This window comes from Lysobacter changpingensis, from assembly GCF_017308985.1.
In the GTDB taxonomy this organism is placed as follows: Bacteria; Pseudomonadota; Gammaproteobacteria; order Xanthomonadales; family Xanthomonadaceae; genus Lysobacter_J; species Lysobacter_J changpingensis.
Genome location: NZ_JADWPE010000006.1, coordinates 223817 through 236378, shown reverse-complemented (window position 1 = coordinate 236378; position 12562 = coordinate 223817). Strand labels below are relative to the sequence as shown.

Annotated in this window: 13 protein-coding genes; 8 read left to right on the top strand and 5 right to left on the bottom strand. The window is 70.6% G+C overall.

What is annotated here, in order from left to right:
• Positions 1-227 precede the first annotated feature (227 nt).
• The gene (locus I4U41_RS15100) at positions 228-1718 is read left to right on the top strand and encodes an FAD-dependent oxidoreductase (RefSeq protein WP_206862126.1); all 1491 of its coding nucleotides are present in this window, start codon (positions 228-230) and stop codon (positions 1716-1718) included.
• 101 nt (positions 1719-1819) lie between these two features.
• On the opposite strand, the gene I4U41_RS15095 is transcribed toward I4U41_RS15100, so the two are convergent.
• On the bottom strand, positions 1820-2716 hold the full coding sequence (locus I4U41_RS15095) for a hypothetical protein (protein WP_206861991.1): 897 nt from the start codon (positions 2714-2716) through the stop codon (positions 1820-1822).
• A 162-nt stretch (positions 2717-2878) separates the two neighbouring features.
• Here I4U41_RS15095 and I4U41_RS15090 point away from each other — a divergent pair, with 162 nt between their 5' ends.
• Both I4U41_RS15090 and I4U41_RS15085 read left to right on the top strand, forming a co-directional pair.
• Positions 2879-4156, top strand: coding sequence for an acetyl-CoA C-acetyltransferase (locus I4U41_RS15090; protein WP_206861990.1), 1278 nt, complete (start codon positions 2879-2881; stop codon positions 4154-4156).
• Between the two features lie 175 nt (positions 4157-4331).
• Positions 4332-4889, top strand: a complete 558-nt coding sequence (locus tag I4U41_RS15085; RefSeq protein ID WP_206861989.1) for a hypothetical protein — start codon at positions 4332-4334, stop codon at positions 4887-4889.
• 471 nt (positions 4890-5360) lie between these two features.
• On the opposite strand, the gene I4U41_RS15080 is transcribed toward I4U41_RS15085, so the two are convergent.
• From I4U41_RS15080 to I4U41_RS15070, 3 genes are all read right to left on the bottom strand, one after another.
• Positions 5361-6611 (bottom strand): heme biosynthesis protein HemY, encoded by a 1251-nt coding sequence (locus I4U41_RS15080; protein WP_206861988.1) that lies wholly within the window; start codon positions 6609-6611, stop codon positions 5361-5363.
• Positions 6612-6690: 79 nt separating this feature from the next.
• Positions 6691-7668 (bottom strand): uroporphyrinogen-III C-methyltransferase, encoded by a 978-nt coding sequence (locus I4U41_RS15075; RefSeq protein ID WP_320415205.1) that lies wholly within the window; start codon positions 7666-7668, stop codon positions 6691-6693.
• A 49-nt stretch (positions 7669-7717) separates the two neighbouring features.
• On the bottom strand, positions 7718-8449 hold the full coding sequence (locus I4U41_RS15070; RefSeq protein WP_320415204.1) for a uroporphyrinogen-III synthase: 732 nt from the start codon (positions 8447-8449) through the stop codon (positions 7718-7720).
• Between the two features lie 86 nt (positions 8450-8535).
• Here I4U41_RS15070 and I4U41_RS15065 point away from each other — a divergent pair, with 86 nt between their 5' ends.
• From I4U41_RS15065 to I4U41_RS15045, 5 genes are all read left to right on the top strand, one after another.
• Complete coding sequence (locus I4U41_RS15065; protein ID WP_206861986.1) at positions 8536-9057, top strand: YiiD C-terminal domain-containing protein; 522 nt, start codon at positions 8536-8538, stop codon at positions 9055-9057.
• A 31-nt stretch (positions 9058-9088) separates the two neighbouring features.
• Positions 9089-9514, top strand: a complete 426-nt coding sequence (locus I4U41_RS15060) for a hypothetical protein (protein WP_206861985.1) — start codon at positions 9089-9091, stop codon at positions 9512-9514.
• Between the two features lie 135 nt (positions 9515-9649).
• On the top strand, positions 9650-10087 hold the full coding sequence (locus I4U41_RS15055) for a rhodanese-like domain-containing protein (RefSeq protein WP_206861984.1): 438 nt from the start codon (positions 9650-9652) through the stop codon (positions 10085-10087).
• A gap of 185 nt (positions 10088-10272) precedes the next feature.
• Complete coding sequence (secB, locus tag I4U41_RS15050; RefSeq protein WP_206861983.1) at positions 10273-10785, top strand: protein-export chaperone SecB; 513 nt, start codon at positions 10273-10275, stop codon at positions 10783-10785.
• Between the two features lie 13 nt (positions 10786-10798).
• Positions 10799-11827, top strand: a complete 1029-nt coding sequence (locus I4U41_RS15045; RefSeq protein ID WP_206861982.1) for an NAD(P)H-dependent glycerol-3-phosphate dehydrogenase — start codon at positions 10799-10801, stop codon at positions 11825-11827.
• A gap of 63 nt (positions 11828-11890) precedes the next feature.
• Here the strand turns inward: I4U41_RS15045 and I4U41_RS15040 are convergent, their stop codons facing one another.
• Positions 11891-12526 (bottom strand): hypothetical protein, encoded by a 636-nt coding sequence (locus I4U41_RS15040; protein ID WP_206861981.1) that lies wholly within the window; start codon positions 12524-12526, stop codon positions 11891-11893.
• Positions 12527-12562: the final 36 nt, after the last annotated feature.

Here is a 12562-nt window from a genome sequence, read left to right as displayed (position 1 = left end):
GCTTGCAGGGGTGAGGAGCGACGTTTGCGCGCCATGGCGCGCGTCGCGACGAACGCCATCGGGCTATGCCCGATAGCTGCGGGGTTGGGGAGGGGTGCCGTGCACGGCGCGGCTTCGTTCGGCGCGACAGCGCAACCTCGGCGCTGGCGCGCCTCGAACCCCCTCCCAACCTCCCCCTGCGGGCAGGGGGAGGGGTTCAACAGCATGCGGAGTGCGATGTGAGCAAGATGGACAGCAAGAAGCCCGTGTTCGCCTTCCGCGAGACGCCCCGGCAGATGCCGTCGCGTATCCCGCTGGAACTGCGCCGCAGTGGCGACTGGGGCGAACTCTACGGCCGTTTCGGCGAAGCCGAGGCGAAGCACCAGGCCAGCCGTTGCCTGGACTGCGGCAACCCATACTGCAGCTGGAAATGCCCGCTGCACAACTACATTCCGAACTGGCTGGAACTGGCGCGCGAAGGCCGCATCTTTGAAGCCGCCGCGCTCGCGCACGAGACCAATCCGCTGCCGGAAATCTGCGGCCGCGTGTGTCCGCAGGATCGCCTGTGCGAAGGCAGCTGCACGCTCAACGACGGCTTCGGCGCGGTCACCATCGGCGCGGTCGAGAAATACATCAGCGACCGCGCGCTCGCCGACGGCTGGCGACCGGACCTGTCGAAGGTCGCCGCCACCGGCAAGCGCGTGGCGGTGATCGGCGCCGGCCCGGCTGGTCTGTCGTGCGCGGACCGGCTCGCACGTGCGGGCATCGAAGCGGTCGTGTTCGACCGCTATGAGCAGATCGGCGGCCTGCTCCACTTCGGTATTCCCAGTTTCAAGCTGGAGAAGTCGGTGCTGCAGACGCGACGCGACGTGCTCGAAGGCATGGGCGTGCAGTTCCGCCTCGGCGTGGAGATCGGCCGCGACGTGGGGCTCGACGACCTGCTCGCCGAGTTCGACGCCGTGTTCCTCGGGCTGGGCAGCTATCGCTACACCGACGGCGGCCTGCCGGGACAGGAGCTGAAGGGCGTGCTGCCGGCGCTGCCGTTCCTGGTGCACAACGGGCGCTTGGTGCATGGCGACGACGAAGCGCAGGGCAAGCCGATCGCCGGCTGGGAAGATCGCGTCGCCCTGCCGGACCTTCGCGGCAAGCGCGTGGTGGTGCTCGGCGGCGGCGATACCGGCATGGATTGCGTGCGCAGCGCGGTGCGACTGGGCGCGGCGCGCGTGACGTGCGCGTACCGTCGCGACGAGGCGAACATGCCCGGCTCGGCGCGCGAAGTCGCCAACGCGCGCGAGGAAGGCGTGCAGTTCCTCTTCAACCGCCAGCCGCTCGCGCTGCTGGGCGAAGACGGCGAGGTCACCGGCGTGCGCGTCGCCGAAACGCGCCTGGGCGAGCTCGACGCGCTGGGCCGCCGCAATGCGGAACTCGTGCCCGGCAGCGAATCGGTGCTCGCGGCGGACGTGGTGATCATCGCGTTCGGCTTCCAGCCCGACCCACCGCAGTGGCTGTCGGCGCACGGCATCGAGCTGGAGAAGAACGGGCGCATCCGGGTGACGCAGCCGGTTTCGGGTTGCGGGTCGCGGCGTGCGTCCAGCGACGTGGCGGCGCTGCCGTTCCAGACGACGAATCCGCGCGTGTTCGCGGGCGGCGATGGGGTGCGCGGGGCGGATCTGGTGGTCACCGCCGCGTACGAAGGTCGCGAGGCGGCGGCGGGCATCGTGCGGTCGTTGCTCGGTTAGCCGCTCTCGTAGCCCGGGTAAGCGAAGCGCACCCGGGAACGCGGTCACCTCTCCGGCCCCGGGTGCCTTCGCTTACCCGGGCTACAAAGGCGGCGCCGACGTCAGGCCAGCGCGGCGCGCCCCTCGTCCGTGCAGTGCACGAAATTCACCGGAATCCCGTGCGCGCCCAGCACGGCGGCGATCTGCCGCTGGCGGGCCTGGAAATGGCGGTGCTGCTGCTCCAGGCGCGCGCGGCATTCGGGCGTGTCGCAGGGCGCCTCGGTCGCGTAGCGGGTTTTCCAGGCGCGCGGTTCGAACATCGCGATGCGCGCCTCGCCGTCGGCGTAGTGCACCAGCGGTTCCGGCGGGGCATCGAGCCAGTGCTCGCCTTCCGGTTCCAGCAGCGCGGTTTCCAGCAGCGGCCACAGCGGCGACAGGCCCGCATGGTCGTACTGCATCGCCATCATCGCGGCGAGGTCGTGCACGGTGAGATAGCGCGCATGTTCGACCTGCAGGCCGAACGCCTGCTGCGCCGCCAGCGCGGTCGCCGCGCCGGCCATGCCGCGCTCCAGCAGCTCGCGTTCGAACGCCTCGCCCACGCGTGCCGCCGCTTCCTCGCTGCCGCCGAGCACGAACGGCACCAGCCGGAACGGCCCGCCGACGTGGTCGGCCGACGGCGTCAGCGCGCCGGGCAGCTGGGTGTCGTGCGCGCCGAAGGCGATGATCCGGCCCGTGCCCGGCGCGATGCCGGCGCGCGGGGCGCGGGCGGCGAGCTGGTCGAGTTCGCGATGCAGCGGCCAGCCCGGTCGCAGCAGTTCCACCGGGTCGTAATGCGCGCCGACGGTGATCAGGTCCAGCGATGCGGCTTCGGGGACGAACCCGGCCAGGTCGGACGCGATCAACTCCGCCAGCGCGCCCACTTCGCCCTGCGCCAGCGCCTGGCGGGCGACGGGGGCATCGCCGCGCAGCTCCAGGGCGAGCGCCCCGAGCACGTGCAGGGTGACGGGCGGGGTGGGCATGGCGATCTGTGCTGGAGTCATGGCTTCCTGTATCGAGGATACGGTGGCGTGTGGTCGCGCCGGGGAGGCGGCGCTACACTTCGGGCCATTATGCCCGCCCGGCCGTAAAGGCTTTGGCGACTCCCCCGTGACCCCGGTCCGTGTGTCCTGCGAGGTGTAGCGATGCGTCCTGCCCGTCCCGTTGCCGTGCTCGGTGGCGTCCGAATCCCGTTCTGCCGCCAGAACACGGCCTATTCGGACGTGGGGAACCTCGGCATGTCCGTGCGCACGCTCGGCGCGCTGGTCGAGAAGTTCGGCCTGCACGGCCAGCAGCTGGGCGAAGTCGCGATGGGCGCGGTGATCAAGCATTCCAGCGACTGGAACCTGGGCCGCGAAGCCGCGCTGTCGTCCGGCCTGTCGCCGCTGACGCCGGGCATCACGCTGCAGCGCGCGTGCGGCACCTCGCTGGATTCGATCATCACCATCGGCAACAAGATCGCCGCCGGCCAGATCGACGTGGGCGTGGGCGGCGGCTCGGACACGACGTCCGACGTGCCGATCGTCTACGGCCGCAAGCTGCGCCACCGCCTGCTCGAGGCCTCGCGTGCCAAGACGCCGCGCGACAAGCTGGCCGCGTTCAAGGGCTTCCACCTGCGCGAACTCAAGCCCGAGTTCCCGGGCGTGGCCGAACCGCGCACCGGCAAGTCGATGGGCGAACACTGCGAGGACATGGCCAAGCAGTGGAACATCTCGCGCGATTCGCAGGACGAATGGGCGCTGTCCTCGCACCTCAAGCTCGCCGCCGCCTACGAGCGCGGCTTCTTCAACGACCTGGTCGTGAGCTTCCGCGGCGTGGCGCGCGACAACATCCTGCGCGCCGACAGCACGCTGGAGAAGCTGGCCTCGCTGAAGCCGGCCTTCGACAAGACCTCCGGCCGCGGCACGCTGACGGCGGGCAATTCCACGCCGCTGACCGACGGCGCGGCGGCGTGCCTGCTGTCCTCGGACGAATGGGCGCGTTCGCACGGCCTGGAACCGCTGTGCTACCTGCGCGACGCGCAGGTCGCGGCGGTGGACTTCGTGCACGGCGAGGGCCTGCTGATGGCGCCGACCATCGCCGTGCCGGAGATGCTCAAGCGCAACGGCCTGACCCTGCAGGACTTCGACTTCTACGAAATCCACGAGGCCTTCGCCGCACAGGTGCTGTGCACGCTGCGCGCGTGGGAGAGCGAGGACTACTGCAAGGGCCGCCTCGGCCTGGACGCGCCGATGGGTCGCATCGACGTAGCGAAGATCAACCCGAACGGGTCCTCGCTGGCGGCCGGTCATCCGTTCGCCGCGACCGGCGCTCGCATCGTCGCCACGGCCGCGAAGGAACTGAAGCAGCGCGGCGGCGGCCGTTGCCTGGTGTCGATCTGCACCGCCGGCGGCATGGGCGTGGTGGCGATCCTGGAGCGTTGACGCCCGGTCCGTTCGTCGCGCTCCGACGAACGGCGCCCCTGAAAGTGGAACGCAGTTCGCGCTCGCCCTAGGATCGACGCGCGGGCCAGCCGGTGTGGGGACACCGGTGGCGATACGGCCCGCGAACGCTCCCGGCGGGCGTATCCGCTGGCATTGCGGTCCAGGGGGAAAACCGATGTCGACGTTGAATCCGTACCAGCCGCCCACGACGCGGCTGCGCGATGCGCTGTCCGCTGAAGTCGGCGGCGATTGCTGGCGCGACGGCAAGGAACTGGTCGTCCGGCCCGGCTGCACGCTGCCCGGCCGCTGCATCAAGTGCAACGCGCCTGCGGAACTGCCGATGCGGCATGCGCGTTTCTACTGGCATCACCCGGCGCTGTACCTGGCGGTGTTCGCCGGGTTGCTGCTGTACCTGGTGATCGCGCTGTTCGTGCGACGCCGGACGCCGGTGACGATCGGCCTGTGCGCGCGGCACGTCCAGCGCCGCCGCGCGAGCCTGGCCCTGGCGTTCGCCGGCATGGCGCTTGCGATCGGGTTGATCGTGATGGGTGCGCAGCGCGAACGGTTCGACGTGCTGTTCGGCGGCACCGCGGTGCTGCTGGCGAGCGTGATCGTCGGCATCATCGGCTCGCGCCTGCTGGTGGTGACGCGCATCGGCGAGAACTACACGCGCTTCCGCGGCGCGGGCGCGGAGTTCCTGGCGACGTTGCCGGCGTTCTATCGGACGCGGTGAGGGCCGTCGTCCCGCGGCTTTTGTAGGCCGGGCAAGCCAAGCGCACCGCGCCTGCGTGCAACTCCGTTGCGGTGGTGATGAACGCGCCGCAGCGCGCCGCAGCACCGACATGCGCACGTCCTTGTGGACTCGACGCGGCAACCCGGGTGCGCTTCGCGCACCCGGGCTACAGGAGCGGCATCGTCATCGCGGGAAGGTCGCCGTCCCAAGAACGTCGTCATTCCGGCGAAGGCCGGGACCCAGGCCCAGCGTGCGGGCACTCCTGCCGGCACACCACATCACGTCCAGCGAAAGCTGGAACCCATTTCGCTGTTGCTTCTGACGTGCGCCCCGGGTGCGCTTCGCTTACCCGGGCTACAAAAACGCTTGCGGTTGCTGGCGAACAGTCCATCCGGGCGCCGCACAGGATATACGGCGGTTAGCGCTGAGCCATCGAGGGGCGATTCGTCGAAATCACCGCGACAGCACGCACTACTCGCGCAGACGCGGCATCCCGTGCGCATCGCGCTCTTCCACCACCGCCTGGTCGAAGATCGTCTGCCGCATGTCGCGGCCCGGCAGCGGTTCCGTCGCTTCGCCGCGCGCGGCGCGCAGCGCGTTGGCGTAGCAGTGGCGCGCGAGCTTTTCCTCGCCGGCCGTCGCGAAACCGTCGCCGAGTTCTTCCCACGCTTCGCTGTTGGCGCCCTGTGCCAGCGCGCGATGCAGGTACTGTTCGGCTTGCGGCCATTGACCCTGGGCGCGCGCCAGCCGCGCGAGCGTGAGCAGCAGCGCCGGGCTCGCCGGATGCGCCTGCAACCAGCGCTCTGCCGTGGCGCGGCGCTGGTCGTAGCGATTCACCGGCAGGCGGCCGTACAGCGCGACCAGCGATTCGTCCCAGTTCGTATCGAGCGCCTGCTCGACGCTGCGCGTGGCCGCTTCGTCCCAGCGCATCGCGGCGGCGCGTTCGGCATAGGCGGCGACGGTGGCGGGATCGGTGCGAAGCGGTTTCGGCAGCGCTTCCCAGCGATCGGCGAGCACGTTCGCGTCGGCCGCTTCGCGCAGCGACGCCGCGGCCCATTGCGCTTCCAGCGCGGACAGGCGTTCGTTCGACAACGCCTGCTGCTGGCGCAACGCGCCGAGCGTTCCGTACGCTTCGCCGCTGCGGCCGAGCGCCGCCAGCGCCTCGCCGCGCAACACCAGCCCGCGCGGCGGCAGTGGCGTCGCGGACGGCGCATCGAGGATCGACAGCGCGTCGCCCGCACGCCCCTGCGACATCGCCAACTCGGCTTCGGCGACCGCGCGTGAGGCGGGATGATCGGTGCCGATCGCGGCCAGATGCGCGCGCGCCGCGGCTTCGTCGCCGCGCGCCCACGCCGCGCGCGCGGCATGGATGCGGCCGACGGCGAGCGCATCGCGCTCCTGCGACGCCTGTTCGAGCAGCTTCTCCGCGCGGCTCCATTCGCCGCGGTGCACCGCGTCGAAGCCGTCGATCAGGCGCGCGCGCGACTGCCGGCGGCGGTGCCGGCGCATCGCCACGAACGGCAGCGTCACCAGCTTCCACAGCACCCACAGCACCGCCAGCGCGACCACCAGCAGCGCGATCGCCTTCGGGACATTGGTGGTGTAGTCGTTGCCGCCGTAGCGCACGAGCACGTAGCCCGGATCGAGCACCAGCAACTGCGCGACCAGCGCGCCGACCAGCGCCAGCACGATCCAGAACAGCACGTTGCGGAACAGGTTCATGGGCGGCTCCTTGTCGCGGGGTCGTCGATGTGTTCGTGCGTGCCGGGGCATCCGGCGAAGAGCGCGGGCGCGGCTACGATCAACCCGCGGCGCGCAACTGGCGCAACTGCTGCAGTGTGCTGCCCAGCGTCGGAAGCGCGAGTGAAAGCTCGCGCGCGCCGATCGCGTGCAGCTGCGCGCGCTGCCTGTCGAGCGTCGGCGACGGCGGCCACAGGCGCGTCATCCATCCGTCGGCGCGCTGCAGTGCGGTGCGGAAGCCGGCTTCGTCGCGGCGTTCGGCTGCGGCACGCGCGAGCGAGATCTCCAGCTGCAATCCCGCCGCCGCCGCGATGCGATCGGCCGGCTGCACGGCGACGGTGCGGTCGCTCGGCTGCACGTCGATCAGGGTGGCGAACGCACGCCGCCACCACGGCGCATCGACGGGCATGTTCGTCCGCGCTTCGACGGGCGCGGTGCTGATCGTCCGGGCGAACGCATCCAGTTCGGCCATCGCGCGCACGCGCGGCTCGGCCGCGAGCGCGTCGAGCGCGGCGCGTTCCTGCTGCAGGGTCTGGCGCAGGCTGAGGTAGGCAGGATCGTCGATGCCGTCGAGCACGTTGCCGGCCAGCACGTAGGCGCGACGCGCGCCTTCCAGGTCGCCGGCGATCAGCAACCGCTGCTGCGCCATGTTGAGCAGCAGTTCGGTTTCGTCCAGGCGCAGCGCCTGCTCGCCATGGCGATCGGGATCGGCGAGTTTCGAAACGGTGTCCTCGATGAGCGAGGAACGCTGGCCGATGCCGAGCACTTCATCGCGCAATACGCGGTTGGTCGCATCGGCCTGTTGCAGGCGTTGCAGCTGCGAGCGCTGGTCGCGACGGATCGCGTCGATGCGGCCTTCCAGCGCGTCCAGGCGCTGGCCGGCGTCGGCCTGCTGTTCGCGGTCGAGCGCGCTGCGCGCCTGCCATTCCTTCCAGCCCCATGCACCCGCCGCGACGGCGAACACGACGACGAGCAGCCACGCGATCCAGCCATGGGAACGGCGGACGGGCGGCTCGGTCGGGGTGGGGGTGGCGGACACGGCGGGCTCGGCGAACGGAAGGCGCCATGCTACCGGATGGCGACGCGCGTCACTTCGTGGACGGGCGCGCCGCGGCTTCGATCAGGTCGGCCGGACGCGCGCTGCGTGCGAGGACGATGTCGGTGAAACCCTGCGCGCGGGCGAGCTCGGCGAGGCGTTCGCTGGCGGCGATGGCCTGCGTGCGGCGAAGGCGATCGCGCAGCGGTTCGGGCAGCGCGTCCATGACGAGCTGGAGCGCTTGCGCGCTCGACAGCGCGAGTTTCGCCGGTGCGTCCAGTTCCGCCAGTCGTGCGAGCGGGCGCGGCGACAGCGTGACCGCCTCGCGTTCGTACACGTCGGCGCGAATCACGCGCGCGCCGCGCGCTTCCAGCGCCGGCACCAGCACGCCGCGTCCGCCGGGTGCGGTGACGAAGCCGACGTCCTGCCCGTGAAGCTCCGCGAGCCCGGGCAGGGACAGCAGGCCTTCGCTGTCCATCCGCTGCGGCGCGTCGACCCCGGCCACGCCGGCGCGCCGCAGCGCCATCGCGGTGCCGGCGCCGACGGCAAACCAGCGTTGCCCGTCCAGCGTGCGCAGCGGTTGCAGGCGCCGCGCGGCGCGGACCGCGACGGGGCTGGTGAACACCACGCGCGGCGCGGCCAGCGCTTCGCGCAGGCGTTCGCGCGTGGCGGCGTCGTCGCGCAGGAGCAACCGCCAGGGCGAAATCGCGATCAGTCCCGCACCCGCCTTCGCAGCCGCGGCGCGCAGCGGCGCGTGCTCGCCGCGCGCGCGCAGCGAGATCACGTACCATCCGGGCGTCGCGGGATCGGGCATCGCACCAGCATAGCGGCCCGACCGCGCCGACCGTTCGTCATTCCCCCACGATCCGCATGCCTTCCGATCCGCATACCTCCGCCGGCGACGCCGGCCTCGATCATTCCGACGCCCTCGCCCGCCTGCACCGGCATTACCAGTCGATGCCGCCCGTCGCGGCGATGGACGTCGTCGTCGCCGGCTATGACGGCCACCGCCTGCGCCTGCACGCGCCACTGTCCACGCACGTCAACGACAAGGGCTGCGCGTTCGGCGGCAGCCTCGCGTCGATGATGACGCTCGCCTCGTGGGGGCTGGTGTCGCTGCACGTCGAGGAGGCCGGGCTGGAAGCGGAGGTCTTCGTCGCCGACAGCCAGATCCGCTACCTTGCGCCGCTGTTCGCCGACCTGGACGTGGAGGCCGAACTCGCCCCCGACGCCGCGTGGCCGAGCTTCATCGCGACCCTGCGCGAACGCGGCCGTGCCCGCATCGGCCTGGTCGCCCGCGCGAAGCTGCCCGACGGCGGAATCGCGACGGAGTTCACCGCCCGCTATGTCGCCATCGCCAAACCGCGGGCCACGGCCACGCCGACCGGCTAGGATGGCCGTCAGTTCGAAGGGGGAACGCCCGATGCGCCTGACCGTAACGCTGATCGCGGCCCTGCTGGCCGCGCTGTTCGCCATCACCGGCGTCGCGGCGCCGCGCGGGAAGATGGACAAGCTCCAGGCCAACCAGTACGCCTGGTCCGGGGCGATCCGCTGGGGCGACTTCGAGGGCGCGCTGAGCCTGATCGAACCGGGCTACCGCGAGGAGCATCCGGTCTCCGACCTGGAACTCAAGCGCTACGAACAGGTGCAGATCACCGCCTATCGCGAGCGCAACAGCTCGGCCGACAAGAAGGGCGGCGTGGCGCTGCGGGACGTCGAGATCGGCGTGGTCAACCGCCATACCCAGGCCGAGCGCACCGTCCGTTACCGCGAGGAATGGCGCTGGGACGAAACCTCCAAGAACTGGTGGCTGGTGACCGGCCTGCCGGACCTGTGGGACGGCGAGTAACGCCGGATGGCTGGAACGAGTGGGAAGCGGAAAGCGCCCCAGCGGTCGACGGTGTCCCCTCGTTTCTCACTCCTCCCCACTCGTTCCTGGCTTTTTTGCGACAATCCCGCCCCCTGATTTCCGCCGCGTGATGCCGTGACCTTCCAAGACCTGCTGGCCTTCGCCGAGCGCCACCTCTATCTCTCGCTCGCGCTCGCCGGCCTGACCCTGGCGATCCTCTACACCGAGATCGCGCGCCTGTTCCGCGGCTACAAGGCGCTGCGCCCGGCCGAGCTGACGGGGCTGATGAACCGCGAGAACGCGCTGGTGATCGACCTGTCGGCCAGCAACGACTTCGAGAAGGGCCACATCGCCGGCAGCAAGTCGGTGCAGCCCAGCCAGTTCGATCCGGAAAACAAGCTGCTCGCCAACGCGAAGGAGCTGCCGGTGGTGGTGGTGTGCCGCAACGGACAGGGCTCGGCGGATGCCGCCAAGCGCCTGAAGAAGGCCGGCTTCAAGCAGGTGTACTGGCTGGACGGTGGCATCGGCGCCTGGCAGTCGGCCGACCTGCCGCTGGTGAAGGGCCGCGCCTGATCGCGCGACTTTGCCGCGCCGCGCAGGGGTTGATCGACGCCGCGCGCGCCCCAACACCGGTCATTGGGGACAGCCTTCGGGCTCGTCGGGGCGCCCTCGCCCACGCAGTCTGAACAGCCGGGCACGCCGTGGACGCGTGCCATAATCGACCACTTTCCGCATTTTTAATTGCCTGGAGTCACGAGATGTCCGAAGAAAACGTCAACGGCAATGCCGCGTCCGCCGACAACACCGGCCCGGCGTTCACCGTCGAGAAGATCTACGTCAAGGACGTCTCCTTCGAGGTTCCGGGCGGCCCGGCGATCTTCAACGAGCAGGCCCAGCCGCAGCTGCAGATGAACCTCAACCAGAGCGTGCAGCGCCTGAACGAGAACGCCTTCGAGGTGGTCCTCGGCATCACCCTGACCTGCACCGCCAGCGACAAGACCCTGTACGTGGCGGAAGTGAAGCAGGCCGGCGTGTTCGGCCTGGTCGGCTTCGACGCGCAGACGCTGGACGCGATGCTCGGCACGCACTGCCCGAACGTGCTGTACCCGTACACCCGCCAGCTGATCAGCGACCTGATCCAGGCCGGCGGCTTCCCGCCGTTCTACCTGCAGCCGATCAACTTCGACGCGCTCTACGCCGAAGGCCTGCGCCAGCGCGCCGCGCAGCAGCAGTCGGGTCTGGCCGACGCCGAGACCGCCGGCAACGCCTGATCGCGCCCGCGGCATGGAAGCGAACGCACTTCCGCGCGTTGCGGTGCTCGGCGCGGGTTCCTGGGGCACCGCCCTGGCGGCCCTGATCGCACGGCATGGTCATCCGACCGTGCTGTGGGGTCGCGATGCGGACTGCATCGAGGCCATCGACACCCGCCACGAGAACCCGCGCTACCTCCCCGGCATTCCGCTGCCGGCGTCCCTGCGCGCGACCACCGACCTCGCCGGCTCGCTGAAGGACGCCGACTTCGTGCTGGTCGTCGTGCCCTCGCACGCCTTCGCGCAGACGCTGCGCACGCTCGCGCCGCATCGCCCGGCACACGCGGGCGTGGCCTGGGCGACGAAGGGTTTCGAGCCCGGCAGCGGCCGGTTCCTGCATGAAGTCGCCGAAGAGGTGCTCGGTCCCGACGTGCCGCTGGCCGTGGTGACCGGCCCCTCCTTCGCGAAGGAAGTCGCGCAGGGCCTGCCCACCGCGCTGACGGTGCACGGCAACGACGCGCGGTTCGCGCAAGGCGTGGCCGATGCGCTGCACGGCCCGGCGTTCCGCGCGTACACCGGCAACGACATGCTCGGCGCCGAACTCGGCGGCGCGATGAAGAACGTCCTCGCGGTCGCCACCGGCGTCGCCGACGGCATGCAGCTGGGCCTCAACGCCCGCGCCGGGCTAATCACCCGGGGCCTCAACGAGATGCTGCGGCTGAACCATGCCATCGGCGGCAAGGCGGAAACACTGATGGGCCTGGCGGGGCTGGGCGACCTGGTGCTCACGTGTACGGGCGACCTGTCGCGCAACCGGCGTCTGGGCCTCGCGCTCGGTCGCGGCCAGTCGATCGAGGACGCCGTCCGCGAAATCGGCCAGGTCGTCGAATCGGTGCAGACCGCCGACGAGGTCATGCGCCAGGCCGAACGTCACGGCATCGAGCTGCCGATCTCCAGCGCGGTGCGATGCGTCCTGCATGGCGCCATCACGCCGGGCGAAGGACTGAAACTGCTGCTGTCGCGCGAACAGAAGCCTGAGTATCCGCGCAACCTGTTCGGCTGATCGCTGGCACTGTCATCAACAAAAGCCCGGCCAAGGCCGGGCTTTTTCGTTGCGGTGAAGTTCCTAGAAACTCGCGCGCACGCCCACGCCGAACATCGCCGTGTCGCCGCCGCCTTCGGCTTCGGCCACCAGGCCCCAGTTGCGGGTGAGCTTGTATTGCAGGCCGGCGCTGGCGCTGAAGGCGCCGTCGTAGACGTCGCCATCGGTGTAGTTGCCCTTCACCCACAGCTCGACGTTGTCGGCGATGAGGTGTCGCACGCCGACCGCCGCGCGTACGTCGTCACCGTCGTTGGCGCCTTCCTGGTCGTCTTCCACGTCGATCTTCGTGCTGAGCCAGCTCAGCTCGGCGACCAGGTCGGTGCGCTCGCGCAGGTCGTGGTGCCAGCCCACGCCGAGCACGCCCTGCGACATGTCGACGCCGGCGCTGGCGATCTCGCCACCCGACGGCAGCGAGATGCCCACGTCGTCGTCGCCATCACGGTAAGCGCCGAACACGTGGACCGACGGCGCGACCGCCACGGACCCGGCGAGGTAGAAACCGCCGGCTTCGATGTCGTCGACGTCGAACCCCGCCGGCGACGGCAGTTCCTGGTCGAGCCGGGCGTAACCGGCTTCGATGTACGTATAGCTGTGGCCGCCGGCAAGCGCGGCGAACGGCGCGGCGGCCAGCGCCACCGCCAGTGCGAGTTGCTTCTTCATCCGATCCCCGAAAGGTGCACAAACGCGAGCCGGACT